Here is a 17047-nt window from a genome sequence, read left to right on the forward strand (position 1 = left end):
TTCGTCACCATCGCAACGCGGGACTCTTTTTGAAGCAAGAATTATTGGATCTTTGTGGCTATATATTGTTCACCCGGCGCTTACGCGGAAAACCACATCCCCCACATCGTCGACCATCAACAGGCTTTTGCGATCTGCGCCAAGTGTTACGCCCACGGGACGACCGTAAGCTTGTTTCTCGTCTTCAGACAAAAACCCTGTCAATATGTCGCGTGGCTCACCGCTGGGCTTACCGTCCTCGAACGGTACGAAGATGAGTTTGTACCCACTGAGAATGGAGCGGTTCCATGAACCGTGCTGGCCAATGACCATGCCCTCACCAAACCCCGGTAACGTGCCCGAGGGCATCCAGCATAGACCCAAAGATGCCGTGTGGCCGCCAAGTGCGTAGTCCGGCACGATCGACGCGGCAACTTTCGCCGGATCCTGTTCTACCCGATCATCAACAATTCTGTCCCAGTAACTGTAGGGCCATCCGTAGAACCCTCCCTCGACGACGGAGGTCAAATAGTCAGGTGGTGTCTCATCCCCAAGCCCATCACGTTCATTCACGACCGTCCACAATTTTTGGGTTGTGGGCTCCCATGCCATGCCAACGGCGTTTCGCAAACCCGTGGCAAAGATGCGTGCTTTTCGTGTGGCTACATCAAGCTCCCAAATTGCGGCGCGGCCTTCCTCAACCTCCATCCCTTGGTCAGCAATGTTGGTGAGTGATCCAACGCCAGCATAGATCTTGCTCTGATCAGGCGAGACAATAAGGCTCCGTGTCCAGTGACCATGCGGTTTCAAGGTAATCAAGGTCTGGCCGTCACCTTCGAGCCTGGTTGCTCCGGGAACGTAGTCAAAGACTTTGATCCCGTCGGTATTGCCCAGATAGAATTTGTTACCGACCATAGCCATGCCGAAGGGCTGGTTCTGGTTTTCCACAAACACATGGCGCGTTTCGGCAATCCCATCGCCGTCTTCGTCCCGAAACAGGGTGACGCGATTGGCGCTTTTCCCAATGGCCTTAACACGGCGCATGGTCGCCTGTGCAGCATGGTCCATGAGCGTCTTTGGCGGACCAGCTTGTTCCTTTGATTCAGCGACCAGAACATCCCCGTTTGGAAGAACTTCGACCCAACGGGGGTGGTCTAAATCTGCCGCAAATACATTGACTTTCAAACCATCTGCGCAGATCGGTAACCGGCCGTCTTTCCACCCCTCCGCCACCGGCATCTTAAGTGTCATGATGCCTTGATTCTGGGCCTGAGGGATCTTCGGTTTTGCGCCCATCGCTTGTTCCCGAGGGGACGTTCTGCGACGCATAGCTGCCAACGTTCCACCAACAATCGACGTCGCCTTTGCAATCATACTCATATGGACCTCGCTCTATTTCTGAATGGGAAACAAACATCTGCCTCCATTCTACGCCCCGGAGCCAGAGACTTGAAGCAGGTGTTACTGACAAGTCTCTAATCTAGTGGCGGACCTTTAGGATGAAGGAGCTGGTTTTAGGATAGTTGGCGGCACGAAACGGATCTTTGCCCTACCGCTACAATGTCGCGCCGCAGTCCTTCCAAAGAGACGTTCGCCGCAGGCGCGAAGTCTGGAGTTGTACGCACACACTGTCAGCGGGACTTAGCGCTTTTGTCTACCCCACTCAGGTAGACTCATGGTTGAACGAGACAATTAAATCCCGTGTAAAACGGCCATACCCCAGGCTGGTGACCCCGAGATGCTCGCAGATTTTTGCATTGAAAGCTGGTAGCATATGAAACGGCACCTGTGGATAGGTGTGGTGCTCGATGTGGTAAGGCATGTTCCACGCGACAAACCGGACGATCCGGTTTGTGTAAGTCGTACGCGTGTTATTGAACATGTTAGCAACTGTCGGGCAACGTCCGTGTTCAGCAAGTAAATAGAGCCGAAGCACTGGAAAACCCAAGGCCAGAGGCAGAATCCAAACCCAGAACAGAACCGGCTTCACGAACAACGTAAAAACCAAGGCCAGCGCATAAATCACCAGCATCCCGCTTGCCTCCCGGCGCAAACGTGGATGCACACGCTTTGGCAGATAGGGCGCATCGATGGTACCAAAGCACAAAGACCAAAACAGATGCACCTTGTCGCGCCAATAACCGATGCTTGAGAGATGCCATAGGAAGTCGGGCCAATTTTCGGGTTTGGGCAGCCCAGCCAATTCCGGATCGTTCGCCGGGTCATTGGTGTAGCGGTGGTGCATGAGATGGAAATAGCGAAACCACAAGAACGGCTGAAAGATGAGCAGACCGCTGGTCCAGCCGACCCATTCATTCAGATGTTCATTTGCAAAAGGCGTCTTGTGCGTGGCCTCGTGTTGCAACGTGAAGAGGAAGGCGATCAGGATGCCTTGCGGCACAATAAGCATCCACCAGAACGGCACCTTCAGCGCAATCAAGAAACCGCAAAAGACGATCAGACCGGCGTGCAGCATCAAATGACGTAGGCCCGCAGCGTTGCTTCGCTCGGTCAGCGCAGCCTTGTCCGCGCTCGACAGTGATTTCAGGAAGTCTTTGTGGGTCATTGTCACTACTTCGTTTTGTTTAAAGCGCGAGCGATCAAGTTGCTCGACACAATTTGTAGAATATCCGCTTAGATGGGCCAGGCAATCCCCTCAGTTTGGCGAAATTCCACATCATCGAAGACCCCGTTTTCGCTCTACCACAAAGCAGACAGCTATACCTGCCGCACCTGAGGTCGCATTGCGTTCAACCCTGATGTCAGACGCTGTCCAACATCTGAGCTATCTTGTTTTCGATCAGCGACTTGAGCGGCCCTTGGAAGTCATTCAAACTGGTGGCCGAAGCAGAGGAGTTTCCAGCTTGCGGACTTTGATGCCGAGCGTGACAAGTCCGGGTAAAATCCGCAAATAGGATGTCTTTGATTGATCGGGTCCGAGGTTCCAGGTACCTTTCGATATGTCTGACCATCCGATCTTTTGGACCTTTCGGCGCTGCCCCTACGCAATGCGGGCACGTCTGGCGTTGCTAAGCTCGGGGGTAAGAGTGGAAGTGCGCGAAATACTGCTGAAAGATAAGCCACAAGCGTTTCTGGAAACGTCTGCATCGGCCACCGTACCTGCACTTCGCCTGGGTGATCGCGTGTTGGATGAAAGTTCTGAGATTATGATCTGGGCGCTTGAACAAAACGATCCGCAGAGGCTTTTGGATATGCCCAAAGATGGCTGGAACCTGATTGCGGCAAATGACGGACCGTTCAAAGCCGCGCTGGATCATACAAAATACGCGTCCCGTTACCCTGAATTAGATATCGAGGCTGAGCGACAAAAGGCTGCTGATTTTCTGAAGGACCTAGATGAGCGCCTCAAAGGGAAAACCTGGCTGTTTGGAGAGCGGCCGACACTTGCTGACCAAGCCATTTTGCCGTTTGTCCGTCAGTTCGCCAACATAGACCGTGCTTGGTTTGACGCGCAGGATTGGGTCAGTCTGAGAGACTGGTTGAACAGATTTACGAAAGGTGAAGCCTTTGCGAAGATTATGATAAAATACAACACTTGGTCGAAGAGCGGTCCACCCATATGGATTGGCGGGTGATCGTCGTTGTGCAGCACGCCGTGGATCCAACACAAACGGCCCGAACCGGACACTGTTGACGTCGAAAGGCGCGGCAATGCAGCTTCCTTAGACCGGACATTCAGTTATCGCGCGGCGTTCACAAGTTCAGGTTGCTGTGTGGCATAAATTGGTTTCGCTACAGCTGCGACAATGCCTCACGAATGGCATACCTAATACTATGTTTTAACTTTTTTATCTTTCGTCCGAATTTATGTATACCATTACTCATACCGCGCACTCATCATTTTAACCTTCTGGGTTATCCGCCCGTCGTGTTGCAAAGCCATGTCAGCTTTGGCCGACTTCAGAATTTTGCAATGGCAGCTCTGTCCGGAGGGTGTGTGGAAACCCGGTTGATCTCGGAGCCTCTAATCGCTTTCGACTTTTGTTTCCTTTTTGGCTTGGTGTCATCAACTTGATGGACTGGATGGATTGTGAGGTCGGCGGAAGCCATCTGAGACGGATGGGGCTATTTGGGCGCAAGTTGCAGGGCAAACGAGGGCTCTTGCGCCCTCGTAGCTGCGATCCTCGTCGGTACGTCCATGATCTCAGCACGCGGGTCATGTTGTAGGCGAGTACGTGCAGCGTCATCTTGCTGGCGACATTTTTCAACCTGCGCATCGTGAAGTGCGTCGCGCCCATCCATGATTTAATCGTGCCGTAGGGATGCTCAACCGTCATGCTGCGCACAGCGCGTTGAGTGGACTCCTTGTCCAGCCGCTGCTGCACCCGTTCCAGAACGTCTTCGTGCTCCCAGCGTCGAACGCGGCGTTCCGTGCTGTTTGTGCATTTGTCCCTAATCGCGCAGCCCGCGCATTGCCTGTGTTCTTGTAGATATGGGTTACCTTGGTTCGTAGCATTGAATGTGTCCCATATGCGGTTGCTCCCAATCCTATCCATGTCACCCAATCCCGGATGATCCGTGCATATCGGCGCGTAGAGATGTGGAGACGCTCGAGAAATCGGTCTGGTCACAAGTATTCAGACCCGACCATGAGTGGGTCCTCCATCTATTTCGCAACCGAAACTCGAGTGTCTCCCGATATCTCGAACCGGACGGGTTTGTTGGTTTTGCTCTGCAAAACTGATGCCCGCTCCTTTATCTGACCAGATGCCATCACATCGACGACTTGCTTGCGGCGGAGGTTAGACCCCCGAAGCTTACTGTCAATTGCCATATTAAAGAGGGCAAGGTCACCATAGTTTTCGGCAACTCCAGGCGAACTCTAGTTACAAAACCAATAGAATGTGACATATGCTAGGCGGTGTTGAAGGTGTCATCCGCGAAACTGCGCCGACAGGTATTCTGGCCTGTCACTGCCCTCTCGTTCCTGGCTTCACCGATTGTGACAATTCTGTCGGACTTAAATGTCAGAAAGTGTCTTCCTCTTTCTTCAGATCATAGATCCCGCCAGTCAACCATGCAGGCCAGTCACGCTCAAAAAAAGACGTGGCTTGCGCATCAAAAGCGCGGTTAGGTCGAGTGGAAATGGTCCATTTCTCGCCAGCGAGACGCACGAGGATTTGTGCATTCTTATCCTCGTCGCGCTCAGGCCGAAAACGTACCTGCGGCAAAGGCCCTGTCCGCGACTGCGGCAGAGATGCGCCATGCCGGTCGCAGATCGCCCGCGCGCCGCGGCTGCCGCCGCCCTGCGCGATGTAGAAATCAAGCGCCATCAGCACTGCCTCGGACGCAAGCGCCATTTGTTGCCATTGGAGGACGCGGCCGACCTCACTATTGCGGGAGTAGGAGATGCCCCCTTTACGGATGACATCGTTGAGCCGACCAGCTGCATCGCGTGCCTGAGCCACATCATGCGGCGTGCACAGGATACCAGCATAATCACTCATCCGGGCCTGAATACTTGCACGCAGGTCTTGGGCATTTTGCTCGCTGGTCGTGTTCAACAGCGCTTTTATCTCATCCACAGCAATCTCAGTTTGCTGCAAAACGTCCCCTTGCGGCGGCGCATTTGCCCGCCCACTCGCGGCGACATGTTCAGCCACGCGCGTGCCAAAGACTTGCCCGGCATTCAGAGCAGACCCACCGGGGCGCGTAGCACCATGTGTGCCCGCAGCCTCACCCACCGCGTAAATGCCCGCGATATTGCTGCGCCCCCATATATCGACCGCAATGCCGCCGTTCATGTGCTGATTGTTCACAGCAAACTCCAACGGGTCTGCGGTGATATCGACCTTATAGCGCCTGTAAAGCTCGATCGCGAGCGGGTTCATATGGCGCAACCGGTCGATTGGCAAATCGTGTGTCGCGCCGGCAGTCACCAGATAGGTGCGGACATCGTCGTCCAGCCGATCAAAGCAAAAGGGTTCATCACCGGGAACGGGCAACAGATTGCGGTTGAAGTCCATGTAAACCCGCCGCCTTTTCTGGCCTTCCTCAAAGACTGCGAGATCCACAAGGCTGGATTGAAAGTCCAACATCCGGCTCGCATGGAATGGCCATTGATAGCCTTTGCGAAAGATGTTCGAAGCCATCTCTTGGGTGGTGCGGTAGTAATCGGCAAGGAAGTGGTGTTCGATCCCGTCAGCATCAATGGAATAGATGTGCGGGATCACCTGCACATAAGTACCCGACAGGTTCCACGGGAACCCTTCGCGCCGCGTGCCAATCCCGAACTGGCTTTCTGTAATGTTGACCAGCTCCAACCCAGTCTCCAGCGCAAGACCAAGCGTGCCAAAGCAGCCGTTCGGGAATACGCTATCGCGATAAAGCTCGCCCGGACCACCTGCCGCAAAGACAACCGAAGAGCACTGAAAAAGCGCCAATCCAAAGGGATTCTGATCCGAACCGGTTTTTGGCCGGATTGTGAGCACGCCAACGACGCAGGTGTGATCTCCATCAACTTCGGTCAGAATCTTCACGGCAGTCGTGTGGTTGAAAAAGGGGATGTTCAGGCGCATGGTCTCTTCTGCCAAAACCTTGACCATCAGGCGCGACGTACGCGGCCCAACAGAGGTGGCACGCCCGACCTCATCATGATCGGTCTGGTAACGCAGGGTTCCGCCCAATGCGTCTTGCGGCAGCGGCAGGCCCAGATATTGCAGTGACGCCATAGAACGAATTGAACCAACTGCTTCGATATAGGCAGTGTCCTCATCCATTGCGCCGCCTGCACGGATGGACGCGGCCATATCCTGAAAGTTGTCGCCCTGATCCTTGGTATTGGCGGTGTGCAGCGTCTGCTTGTCAGACCCAGAACAGGCCGAAGTGCCGCCCCACGCGCTTTGACTAATGATGGCTATGTCAACATCGCGGCGCTTCATCTCAACCGCGGCCCGCAGTCCAGCGGCACCGCTGCCTATGACGATACTGCCGGACCGAAACACAGGTATTTGATAGCCGGCGACCTTCAACTGCTCGGGCGCATCGGGTTCGGCTGGCAGACGCGGCATGGTCACGTCGGTCAGCGCATCAAGGATATGTTGAGGAACTGAAAGGCTCATTTAATATCGATCCAACGCTTCAGACGCGAGGACTCCATACAGGCATCGACGATCTGGCAAATGTGATGACCCGTCTCGAAGGTCGGCCACATCGGCTGGCCTGACGTGATGGATCGCACCATTTCAGCGGCTTCGATGATTTTGGTTTCGTTATAGCCAAGTGCAAAGTTCGGCAGGGGCAGGAAAGCGCGGTAAGTTTCATGCTCTGGTCCGACATCGATTGCGCGATAGCCGCGCCGCCCGACCGGATCGTCATAGGAATAGAAACGAAGGCGGTTTACCTCGTCATACGTGTAGGAGAGGCTGCCCTTGGTCCCGTAAATCTCATAGGTTTGCATGAACTTGCGGCCCGTGGCGATGCGGCTGAAATCGACCAGACCACGCGCGCCATTGGCAAAAGTGCACAGAATGTTAGACCCATCGGGGTTGGTAATATCTGCCCAATCTTCGTTGCCTGTCAGACCTTCGCTCTGACCCAATTCGCTGCCCTCGATCACGGGGCGTTTTGGCGTTGCGATGTAATTGTCAGCGACCAGAGAGCTGACCTTGCCGACCAGAAATTCCATGAAACTGAACACATGACTGCCGGTGTCGCCTATGATGCCCGTAGGGGCCAGATCGCCGTTGGCACGCCACATATAGGGGGCCATTGGATCACCGAACAAATCGACGTGCTGGCAGCCTTTGAACAGTTTGATCTCACCGATCTCACCCGCGTCGATGATCTCTTTGGCACGGTCATGCACCGGGTTGCGGGGAAAAGCATGTCCAACGCGAGCGATCACGCCTTTTTCGCGGGCGATGTCCGCAAGCTCACGGGCTTGGGTGGCGGTATCGGCAAGGGGTTTTTCACACAGCACATGTTTGCCCGCTAGCAAGGCGGCCTTGGCCACGTCATAGTGCATGTTGTCTGGCAGGCAGATGTCAATCAGGTCGATGTTCGGATCTGCGACTGCCTCTTGCCAGGTGCGCATGATCTTTGCGCCCGGCGCGCGAAAAGTCAGGTCTGCTGGGTCTGCTGTGGTTGATACGAGCGCAATAACGCGCGCAGTTCCTCCGCCATCGCCAAAGAAATGCGGGAATGTTTGATAGGCCATCGTGTGCACCTTGCCCATCCATCCAGACGCGCCCAAAACGGCAACCCTTACCTGCTTCATCTGTCTTTCCTTTCCTTCATCTCCATTTTGGAAGGTTCCATTTTTTATTCTTGAGCAATCAAATACATGGGGAATTTACAATCAAACCCCGCTTGAGGCGCGTTTGATCAACTGGACCGGGCTGCGCGCGGTCATCTGCGGCGCTTTCCCGTTTTTGATCCAGTCCAGTATCTGTGCTGCCGTCGCCTTTGCTAGATCGGGAATATTGCAGCTGACCGAGGTCAAAGGCGGATAGCTGTCCTGACAGTCCTCGATGTCGTCAAAGCCCACAACACGCAAGTCAGTGCCGGCCGTGATCTCAAGTTCCGAACAGGCTGAAAGCACACCGAGGGCCACAAGATCATTAAAGCAAATCACCCCATCCACCTCCGGGTGGTCCGCCCTGAGGCGTGCCGCCATTATTTTGCCGAATGAACGTGTGGCCTGACCCGTCAACACCACAGGCTCCGCCCCTGCTTCAGCAAGAACAGACAGGTATCCATGCATCCGTTCCTCGGTCACAGGGCGCCCGTCCAGACCACCCAGAAACGCGATGTTTTTGCATCCCATCTCGATCAGATGCTCGGCTGCCAGCCGCCCGCCGCGTTCATAATCGGGCGCGATGAAGGGAAACCTTTGATCTCCCGATTTCAAAGACCGGAAGACCTGCAAAGTCGGCGTGTTTGCGGCGTTCAATACAGACAGCGTTTCTTCTTCATTGCCGTAACTTGGCGAAATGATGAAACCCGAGACACCATGCTCAACAAGCGACGAAATCATACTGGTCTGGAGTTCGGGGTCCTCATCCGAATTGGCCAGAACCGTGGCAAATCCGTTTTTTGCCAACTCCATCTGAAAAAGTGCGGCAAATTCAGTAAAGAAAGGGTTGCGCAAGTCATTGATGACCAACCCAATCAGCCCCGATGAAGACGAGCGTAGCGTCGCAGCCGACCGATTATATACGTAACCAATATCCGCCATGGATTGGCGCACAGCGAGGCGCGTGGCCTCTTTAACTGCGTCACTGCCCTGCAAGACAAGGCTGACCGTGGATTTGGACACGCCAGCCTTTTTCGCAACATCCAAAATTGTGGGTCGCGCTTTCATTGTGCCATCCTGTCCCGGCTCTTGTTCAGCATTGGTACGCGCGACCTTCCTCAGACGTCTAGATCAACCACCAAAATACCGTCGATCCCACCGACGGCATTGGCGACAAGCCTCCCCCCCAAGGCTTTATGCGCTTCGTTGTTCGCATATCTCTGGAGCGCATCCCAATCATCAAAATCAATGACGAAACCATGCATATAGCCCCGCTCGATCTGCTCGGGGCTATCAGACCGCCCACCGGTGAAATTCTGCGCCCCAGGCAGGTTTTCGGACAAGGCGGAGAGTCCGGCGTAAATCTCTGCTATCGCATCTTCAGGCGTTTCCGGCTTGAACTTGGTTAGAACGATGTGGCGGATCATTATGATATTCCTTGGTCTTGTTTGATCATGTCGGCTGCCTTCTCGCCAATCATAATGGAAGGGGCATTGGTGTTGGATGAAGTTACGGTTGGCATTACAGAAGCGTCAGCAACCCTCAGGCCGTCGATGCCATTGAACCGCAAACGCGGATCAAGCACGGCGTCCGGGTCACTGCCCATGCGACAGGTGCCTGCGCAGTGGTGCGATGTCTTGGAGTGGACGCAGATGAAGTTGAAGTAGTCCTCATCCGTCTGCACATCCGGCCCCGGCAGGCGCTCTGCCATGATGTAGGGCTTGAGCGCATCCTGCGCGAGGATGTTCTGCACCAGCTTCAATCCGCGTATCGACATCTTTCGGTCGTACGAGTCTGACAGGTAATTTGGGTCAATCAGGGGCATGTCAGTGGGGTTATCGCTCTGCAAGCGCACGCTGCCGCGGGATCTCGGGCGCAGGTGACAGGCGTTGAGCGTGACACCACCATTGCGCATTGTCGCGACACCCGCTTCGATCCCTGTACCGAGCCCCAGATGCATTTGAATGTCTGGTGAGCGGGCGTTTTCGTCTGCATACCAGAAACCGCCCGTCTCAAAGAGGCTGGATGCAACGGGCCCCTTGCGCGTGAGCAAATATTGCAGGCCAGCAACTGCAGAAAGATGCAGCTTGGCAAAGCGGTCATAGGTGTGCGGGCCGGTCACTTCGCAAATCGCATAGAGGTCAAGGTGGTCCTGTAGGTTCGATCCCACGCCAGGTTGATCAAAGACAGTATTGATCCCGAGGCCTTTGAGATGATCCGCTGGTCCGATGCCCGACAATTGTAGCAGGCGGGGCGATCCAATCGAACCAGATGACAAGATCACTTCGCGATCTGCCGTGACCTTGGTTCCGTTGGCCATTTCAACGCCGGTGGCGCGGCCGTTTTCAAGTGTGATCCGACGCACCTGCGCCTGCGTTTGGATCGTCAGGTTCGGACGCGATTTTGCAGGTGCCAGAAACGCCATGGCCGCAGAGGATCGGCGCGCATTGCGCTGGGTCAGCTGATAGTAGCCTGCACCATCTTGCGATGCGCCCGTCATATCCGTGGTCTTGGGGATGCCCAATTGCCCTGCGGCTTCGATAAATGCATCGCAGATCGGCAAGGGTGCCGCAGGCATCGACACACCTAACGGGCCGCCCTTTCCGTGATACTTACCGGCGTAGGTATCGTTGTCCTCGGATTTCTTGAAATAGGGCAGGACGCCTTCATAACTCCAGCCTTCACATCCCATTTGCCGCCATTCGTCATAGTCTTGGGCGGCACCGCGCGTGTAGATCTGTGCATTAATGGCAGAGCCCCCGCCGATAACTTTGGCTTGGGTGTAGTTGAAGACTTTCCCCTGCATCGACGCCTGCGGCACCGTGGACCAACCCCATGATCCGATCCCTTTGGTCATCTTGGCAAAACCTGCGGGCAGGTGGAAAAAGGGGTGGCGGTCGCTGCCCCCCGCTTCAAGTAGCAGTACGCGTGCTTGGGGTACTTCCGACAGGCGCGCAGCAATAACAGACCCTGCGGAACCGCCCCCGATGACTATGAAGTCGTACCCCCGCGCGGTCATTCTGCAAACTCCGTTTCCATGATGTGGCGTCCGGTACGCATTGCGAGGGCCGCGATGGTGAGTGCCGGGTTCACCGCAGCTGACGTGGGCAAAACGGAGGCGTCTACGATAAAAAGATTTTTGTGATCGTGACTGCGGCAGAATGTGTCCACCACGCTCGCCTTCGGGTCCGCACCCATGCGCGCCGTCCCACATTGGTGTGAAGGCGTACGCCGATCAAATGGCCGCGAAAGAACGATAGGAAAGCCAACTTTGCGCAAGGTCTGTTTGAGCTTGGCAATAAGCAGCAAATGCGCGTCCCAGTTAGAGCGCTGCCAATCCAGTTTGATCTGCCCGTTTGTTAAGGTGACGCGGCTTTCGGGGTTGGGCAGGTCTTCGGACATCGCGTAGAAATCAAAACTTCGCGCGGCAATTAAACTTGCCAACCATTGCGGCAAGTTTGAATTGGCAGCAAGGATCGGACCGGTGATCTTACCCAACATCTGGACGTTGCCCAAAGGTGGTTGCACCTTTGAGCCAAGATAAAAATCGTTTAACATCAACGTCTTTTGGTAAATTGCCCGGTTGCGGCGCATTGGATGCAAAGCCAGCACCGCAGAGCAATTGTGATTCATGAAATTGCGCCCAACCTGATCAGATTTGTTCGCCATACCTGTCGGACAATCGTCATTTGCCGAAGCCAGCAAGAGTGCTGCTGTCTGCACTGCTCCTGCCGCGGAAACGATGATCGGGGCTGTCAAAGTTTCATCCCTGTCGCTACATCTGAAAACGACGCCAGTGATAAGGCCATCCGCTACTTCCAGCTTCATGACACGCGTCCCCGTTCGCAATTCTACATTGGGATGTGCCAGCGCAGCGGCGAGTCCGCATGTTTCCGCGTCCATCTTGCCGCCACAGGTATTCGGATAGGCATCCCAAGTGGTTTGTCCCGCGGCCAGCCAGCGGTCGATATCCAAGCCCAGCGGGATTGACGAGGGATTGAAGCCTGCCGCATTCAGGCGTATGCGAAGGTTTGCAATGTCCAGCTCGTCGGGGACAGGCGCAAAGGCGTAGTCACCGGAATGGGCAGGTTCCGTCGGGTCCTCACCCAACGTCCCACGCACAGCATAAAACTGTTCCGCGGCCTGATAGTCAGGCTCCAGGTCATCATAGGATATGGGCCAACCACGTGTCGCCCCTCCTTTGTGGCCCACCACGTTGAAATCTTCTGTGCGATAACGGATCAGCGCGGCACCATAGAACTTTGAATTGCCGCCCACATTGTAATAGTTGCCCGGATTGAACGGCACACCAGCACTATCCAACCAAGTCTCGTCCGGGCGAAAAACGCCGTGTTTGAAAATCGCGTTGCTGTCCCGGTCTTGCGAAGATGGCCTCAGATGTTCACCCCGCTCAAGGATCAGAATGTTACGGCCCGACGGGGCTAACGCTGCTGCCAACGTCGCACCCCCCATCCCTGAGCCGATGATAATCACGTCCGGTTGCATCAGGGTGCAATCCGGTTTTCGGTTTCGGGATCAAAGGCCACGGCCTTTTCCATGTTCACGACAAAGTTGAAATCGGCACCGGGGCGGACCTCCGCGTCAGAGCGCATGCGCGCAATCACATCTTTGCCACCCAAAGTCATCGTCACGAAGGTATCAGAACCCGCTGGTTCAGTCACCACGATCCGGTTGGTCATCGGGGCGATGTTGGATGATTTCCGGTCAGCTGCGTCTTCATCGGTTATCGTCTCAGGCCGGATGCCAAGCAAAACCTCTTTGCCGTTCCAATCGACTAAATTGTCCTGACTGAATGGAAGTGTGGCTATCCTCCCGTCATGCAAAGGGACCTGCGCCACAGGACGCCCGTTTTCCACAGCGACCTTTGCTGAGACGACGTTCATCGCTGGCGATCCCATGAAAGTCGCCACAAAAATGTTGCTGGGCGTGTCGTAAATTTCTTGCGGTGTACCGAGTTGCTGGACAAAGCCACCATTCATCACAGCAATACGCGTCGACAAAGTCATTGCTTCGATCTGGTCGTGGGTGACATAGACGATGGTCGTACCCAGTTTTTGATGCAGCTTCTTGATCTCCGTGCGCATGTCCACACGCAGCTTCGCATCAAGGTTAGACAGAGGCTCATCAAACAAGAACACATCCGGGTTACGCACCAGGGCACGCCCCATCGCCACCCGCTGGCGCTGTCCGCCTGACAATGCGCCGGGTTTGCGATCCAGCAATGGCGTGATTTGCAACAGTTCGGCTACGTCGTTCATGGCTTTGTCGCGGTCGGGCTTGGGCGTGCCGTGCATCTCAAGACCGAAGGTGATGTTCTTGGCCACCGTCATGTTAGGGTAAAGCGCGTAGGATTGGAACACCATCGCGATGTTGCGTTTGGATGGATGCACCCCGTTCATGCGTTGGCCTTTGATGGCGATCTCGCCAGTCGTGATCTCCTCAAGCCCCGCGATCATATTGAGCAGGGTGGACTTGCCGCAGCCAGACGGACCGACCAGCACCAGAAACTCGCCTTCCTCGACCGAAACATCAACGCCGTGCAGCACCTCGACCGATCCGTAGGACTTGGTCGCCTCTTTAATATCCAGAAATCCCATCCGCTTTTACTCCTTCGTCGCGGGGCGGGGCGTTGTGCCCGCGCCCCGACAATTTCTATTCTGCCAGTTCGACCGCTTCGGCCAAAAGTACCACGGCTTCCTGAGGAGCCATATCCGAGTTGAAGAATTCAGTTATTACGTCCGTGGCAGCAGCAGCGACACCTGCATTGGCGGCATGTGTCCCCGCAAAAGTTGGCAAGGCAGTACCTGCATTGTCGGTGGCAACAAACTCGGCAGCTGTTGCTTGAGCGCAGCTGTCCATCATCGATAGGTCAACATCTGTGCGAGCCGGTATCGCGCCCTTCGCTTGGTTGAACGCCACTTGGACAGTCGGATCCATGATCGCGCGGGCAAGCACCGCTTGGGCGTCAGCCTGATCGGGATCGGGCTGTGCAAAGAAACTCAGCGAGTTCACCAAGTAGACAAATCCGCCAGCATCGGTTTTGGGCACAGGAATACAGGCGAAATCATCACCCGCAACTTTACCTGCATTGGTGAATTCACCTTTTGCCCAATCACCCATAATCTGCATCGCGGCCTCGCCATTGATCACCATGGATGTGGCAAGGTTCCAGTCGCGACCAGAAAAGTTCTCATCCACCATCCCGCGGATCTCGCCCATTTGAGCAAAGACCGCTTGCATCATTTCAGAAGTGAGCGCGTCCGGGTTCCGATCAACTAAGGCGTTGCGGTAGAAATCGGGGCCACCTACACCAACGACCAGCGCTTCGAACATATAGGCCTCTTGCCAGGCCTGACCGCCATGGGCGACCGGAATGATCCCGGCCTCCACAAAGCGCGGGGCGAGTGCGTTGAATTCTTCCCACGTGGCCGGATACTCCGCGTCAATAGCATCAAATGCGGCCCTAGACGCCCAGATCATGTCCGTGCGGTGCACGTTGGTCGGGGCGGCCACATAGGCGCCATTTATCTTGTTGAAGTCCTGAACCGCTTGCGGAAGGACACTATCCCATCCTTCCGCATTTGCTACTGCATTAACGTCGCCAAGAATGCCTTCATTGGCCCAATCTATGATATTCTGACCCAGCATCAGCATCGCTGCTGGAGGATCACCTGCCGCGATGCGGGCCTGAAGTACGGTTTTAGCTTGCTCGCCGCCACCGCCTGCGACGGGTGCATCTTGCCAATTTACGCCTTGTGCTTCGACTTGATCGCGAATTGTGCCCAGAGCGGCGGCTTCGCCGCCAGAGGTCCAAAAGTGCATGACTTCTACAGATTGCTCGGCACTTAGTGCCGTCGTCGAAAGTAAAAGAAACCCGGCTGTGCTATTGGCTATTCTATTCATTTGTGATGTTCCTCATTGTGTTGAGGTCGGCTTGCGAACCGACGATTGACGATCTTGACAAGGCCGGGGGTTGGTTGCACCCAATCCTCGGCCACATTTAAAATTTACCCCTTTACTGATCCGGCCATTAGTCCGCGCACGAAGTACCGGCCTGCGACGATGTAGACGAGAAGCGTTGGCAAAGCGGCCATGATCGCGCCGGCGAAATGGACGTTGTATTCGCGAACGCCAGTGGATGAATTCACCAGATTGTTCAGCGCAACGGTCATTGGCGCCGCCCCGCCGCTGGCAAAGGACGCGCCAAATAAGAAGTCGTTCCAGATGTTCGTGAACAGCCAGATGACGCACACCACCGCAATCGGCCCTGAAGAGGGCAACAAGATGCGATAAAAGATTTGAAAGAACCCTGCGCCGTCGATTTGAGCGGCGCGCACCAGTTCCGTCGGGAACGCAGCATAATAGTTGCGAAAATACAGCGTCGAAAACCCGATCCCATAAACCACATGCACCAGCACAAGGCCCGACGTGGTGCCCGAAATATCCAGAATCCCCAAAATTCGCGCCATCGGGATCAACACGATCTGGAACGGGATGAAGCAAGAAAACAGCATCAGGCCGAAGATAAAAGTGTCCCCACGAAACCGCCATTTGGTCAGGATATAACCATTGAGCGCCCCGATGATCGTGCAGATGACCACAGCCGGTACGACCATCTTGATGGAGTTCCAGAAGTAAGGTCGCAGGCCTGTCGGCTCGACTCCGATCTGGGCGGTACTCCACGCGCTAAGCCATGGTTCAATTGTCCAGACTTCGGGGAGCGCGATCATGTTGCCACCGGTAATCTCACCCAGCGGTTTGACCGAATTCACGACCATGATGAAAAATGGCAACAAGTAGAAAAGCGCGAACACAAGCAGGAACACGTAGATAAACACACGCGTGGCGCGCCCTGTGCGCATTGCGTTGTCTTGGGATGAAATGGCCATCACTTCTTCTCCCGCAGTTCGGCGTACAGATAAGGCACCATGATTGCCGCGATGGTCATCAACATGATCACAGCCGACGACGCACCAATCCCCATCTGGTTTCGCGTGAACGTGTAAGAATACATAAACGTTGCAGGCACAGCCGTGGCATTGCCGGGCCCGCCACCTGTCAGGGCAATCACAAGGTCATAGGATTTAATCGCAAGGTGACACAGGATCACGAATGCAGACAGGAAAGCAGGCCGCAGTTGTGGAATAATAATCCGACGGTACATCTGCCAGTTGCTGGCCCCGTCCATCTGCGCTGCTTTAAGGATTTCGGTATCAATCCCGCGCAAGCCTGCCAGAAACATCGCCATCACAAACCCGCTGGTTTGCCACACAGCGGCGATGACAATCGTGTAGATCGCCATGTTGCGGTCTTTGATCCAGTTGAACTCGAAACTCTCCCAGCCCCACAGATGCATCGTGTTTTCAATCCCGATGCCGGGGTCAAGAAACCACTTCCATGCGGTGCCGGTCACGATGAAAGACAGCGCCATCGGATAAAGAAATATTGGCCGCAGCACGCCTTCGCCGCGAATTTTCTGGTCGAGGAAAATCGCTAGGAGCAGGCCGATCACGGTGCAGATCACGATATAGAGCGATGCAAAAATCGCGAGGTTCGTGATCGCCACATCCCATTCACGGATGCGGAACAATTTTGAATAGTTCTCCCACCCCACCAGACCGTAGCTCGGCAACATCCGGCTGTCAGTGAAACTGAGATAGATTGTAAAGACAATAAAGCCGTAGACGAAAATCAGCACGAGCGCGAAAGATGGTGCAAGCACCAGTTTCGGTAGCCAGTTTTGCAGCCGCGTGCGCAGGTCGACAGATGTATCAGTCGCCATGGTTGCCT

The 17047-nt window shown here is 55.0% G+C and carries 13 protein-coding genes and 1 pseudogene; 1 reads left to right on the forward strand and 13 read right to left on the reverse strand.

All coding sequences use genetic code 11. The features are described from left to right. Positions 1-69 precede the first annotated feature (69 nt). Together R8G34_20440 and R8G34_20445 are read right to left on the reverse strand one after the other, a co-directional pair. Positions 70-1359, reverse strand: coding sequence for a sorbosone dehydrogenase family protein (locus tag R8G34_20440; protein ID MDW3225226.1), 1290 nt, complete (start codon positions 1357-1359; stop codon positions 70-72). A 283-nt stretch (positions 1360-1642) separates the two neighbouring features. Beyond that, on the reverse strand, positions 1643-2545 hold the full coding sequence (locus tag R8G34_20445) for a fatty acid desaturase (protein ID MDW3225227.1): 903 nt from the start codon (positions 2543-2545) through the stop codon (positions 1643-1645). Positions 2546-2939: 394 nt separating this feature from the next. Between R8G34_20445 and R8G34_20450 the strand changes: the two genes are divergently transcribed. Beyond that, a complete protein-coding gene (locus R8G34_20450; protein MDW3225228.1) occupies positions 2940-3575 on the forward strand; it encodes a glutathione S-transferase in 636 nt (211 codons plus the stop codon). A 570-nt stretch (positions 3576-4145) separates the two neighbouring features. Here R8G34_20450 and R8G34_20455 read toward each other — a convergent pair. The 11 genes and pseudogenes from R8G34_20455 to R8G34_20505 all read right to left on the reverse strand — a co-directional run bounded on the left by R8G34_20455 (position 4146) and on the right by R8G34_20505 (position 17039). After that, positions 4146-4412, reverse strand: a pseudogene (locus R8G34_20455) (transposase). 555 nt (positions 4413-4967) lie between these two features. After that, positions 4968-7061: an FAD-binding protein gene (locus R8G34_20460; GenBank protein MDW3225229.1), complete on the reverse strand. Its 2094-nt coding sequence runs from the start codon at positions 7059-7061 to the stop codon at positions 4968-4970. After that, positions 7058-8218 carry a Gfo/Idh/MocA family oxidoreductase gene (locus R8G34_20465; protein ID MDW3225230.1) on the reverse strand — a complete coding sequence of 387 codons (1161 nt, stop codon included), beginning with the start codon at positions 8216-8218 and terminating at the stop codon, positions 7058-7060. The genes R8G34_20460 and R8G34_20465 overlap by 4 nt, the downstream gene beginning before the upstream one ends. Before the next feature lie 81 nt (positions 8219-8299). Next, positions 8300-9304 (reverse strand): LacI family DNA-binding transcriptional regulator, encoded by a 1005-nt coding sequence (locus tag R8G34_20470; protein ID MDW3225231.1) that lies wholly within the window; start codon positions 9302-9304, stop codon positions 8300-8302. 50 nt (positions 9305-9354) lie between these two features. Next, positions 9355-9663 carry a Dabb family protein gene (locus R8G34_20475; protein MDW3225232.1) on the reverse strand — a complete coding sequence of 103 codons (309 nt, stop codon included), beginning with the start codon at positions 9661-9663 and terminating at the stop codon, positions 9355-9357. Beyond that, complete coding sequence (locus R8G34_20480; GenBank protein MDW3225233.1) at positions 9663-11255, reverse strand: FAD-dependent oxidoreductase; 1593 nt, start codon at positions 11253-11255, stop codon at positions 9663-9665. The genes R8G34_20475 and R8G34_20480 overlap by 1 nt, the downstream gene beginning before the upstream one ends. Continuing rightward, entirely contained in the window at positions 11252-12742 is a 1491-nt protein-coding gene (locus tag R8G34_20485) for a GMC family oxidoreductase (GenBank protein MDW3225234.1), read from the reverse strand. The genes R8G34_20480 and R8G34_20485 overlap by 4 nt, the downstream gene beginning before the upstream one ends. Beyond that, positions 12742-13854 (reverse strand): ABC transporter ATP-binding protein, encoded by a 1113-nt coding sequence (locus R8G34_20490; GenBank protein ID MDW3225235.1) that lies wholly within the window; start codon positions 13852-13854, stop codon positions 12742-12744. The genes R8G34_20485 and R8G34_20490 overlap by 1 nt, the downstream gene beginning before the upstream one ends. 55 nt (positions 13855-13909) lie before the next feature. Further along, entirely contained in the window at positions 13910-15160 is a 1251-nt protein-coding gene (locus R8G34_20495) for an ABC transporter substrate-binding protein (GenBank protein MDW3225236.1), read from the reverse strand. A gap of 104 nt (positions 15161-15264) precedes the next feature. Next, positions 15265-16146: a carbohydrate ABC transporter permease gene (locus R8G34_20500; protein MDW3225237.1), complete on the reverse strand. Its 882-nt coding sequence runs from the start codon at positions 16144-16146 to the stop codon at positions 15265-15267. Beyond that, complete coding sequence (locus R8G34_20505) at positions 16146-17039, reverse strand: sugar ABC transporter permease (protein MDW3225238.1); 894 nt, start codon at positions 17037-17039, stop codon at positions 16146-16148. The genes R8G34_20500 and R8G34_20505 overlap by 1 nt, the downstream gene beginning before the upstream one ends. Between the last annotated feature and the right edge of the window lie 8 nt (positions 17040-17047).

The sequence above is a fragment of the Paracoccaceae bacterium genome (assembly GCA_033344815.1).
GTDB lineage: Bacteria > Pseudomonadota > Alphaproteobacteria > Rhodobacterales > Rhodobacteraceae > Roseobacter.

Coding starts and splice junctions, on each gene's coding strand:
- R8G34_20475 (MDW3225232.1), bottom strand. CDS start 9,663: ATGATCCGCCACATCGTTCTAACCAAGTTCAAGCCGGAAACGCCTGAA.
- R8G34_20460 (MDW3225229.1), bottom strand. CDS start 7,061: ATGAGCCTTTCAGTTCCTCAACATATCCTTGATGCGCTGACCGACGTG.
- R8G34_20450 (MDW3225228.1), top strand. CDS start 2,940: ATGTCTGACCATCCGATCTTTTGGACCTTTCGGCGCTGCCCCTACGCA.
- R8G34_20490 (MDW3225235.1), bottom strand. CDS start 13,854: ATGGGATTTCTGGATATTAAAGAGGCGACCAAGTCCTACGGATCGGTC.
- R8G34_20485 (MDW3225234.1), bottom strand. CDS start 12,742: ATGCAACCGGACGTGATTATCATCGGCTCAGGGATGGGGGGTGCGACG.
- R8G34_20470 (MDW3225231.1), bottom strand. CDS start 9,304: ATGAAAGCGCGACCCACAATTTTGGATGTTGCGAAAAAGGCTGGCGTG.
- R8G34_20445 (MDW3225227.1), bottom strand. CDS start 2,545: ATGACCCACAAAGACTTCCTGAAATCACTGTCGAGCGCGGACAAGGCT.
- R8G34_20465 (MDW3225230.1), bottom strand. CDS start 8,218: ATGAAGCAGGTAAGGGTTGCCGTTTTGGGCGCGTCTGGATGGATGGGC.
- R8G34_20500 (MDW3225237.1), bottom strand. CDS start 16,146: ATGGCCATTTCATCCCAAGACAACGCAATGCGCACAGGGCGCGCCACG.
- R8G34_20480 (MDW3225233.1), bottom strand. CDS start 11,255: ATGACCGCGCGGGGGTACGACTTCATAGTCATCGGGGGCGGTTCCGCA.
- R8G34_20440 (MDW3225226.1), bottom strand. CDS start 1,359: ATGAGTATGATTGCAAAGGCGACGTCGATTGTTGGTGGAACGTTGGCA.
- R8G34_20495 (MDW3225236.1), bottom strand. CDS start 15,160: ATGAATAGAATAGCCAATAGCACAGCCGGGTTTCTTTTACTTTCGACG.
- R8G34_20505 (MDW3225238.1), bottom strand. CDS start 17,039: ATGGCGACTGATACATCTGTCGACCTGCGCACGCGGCTGCAAAACTGG.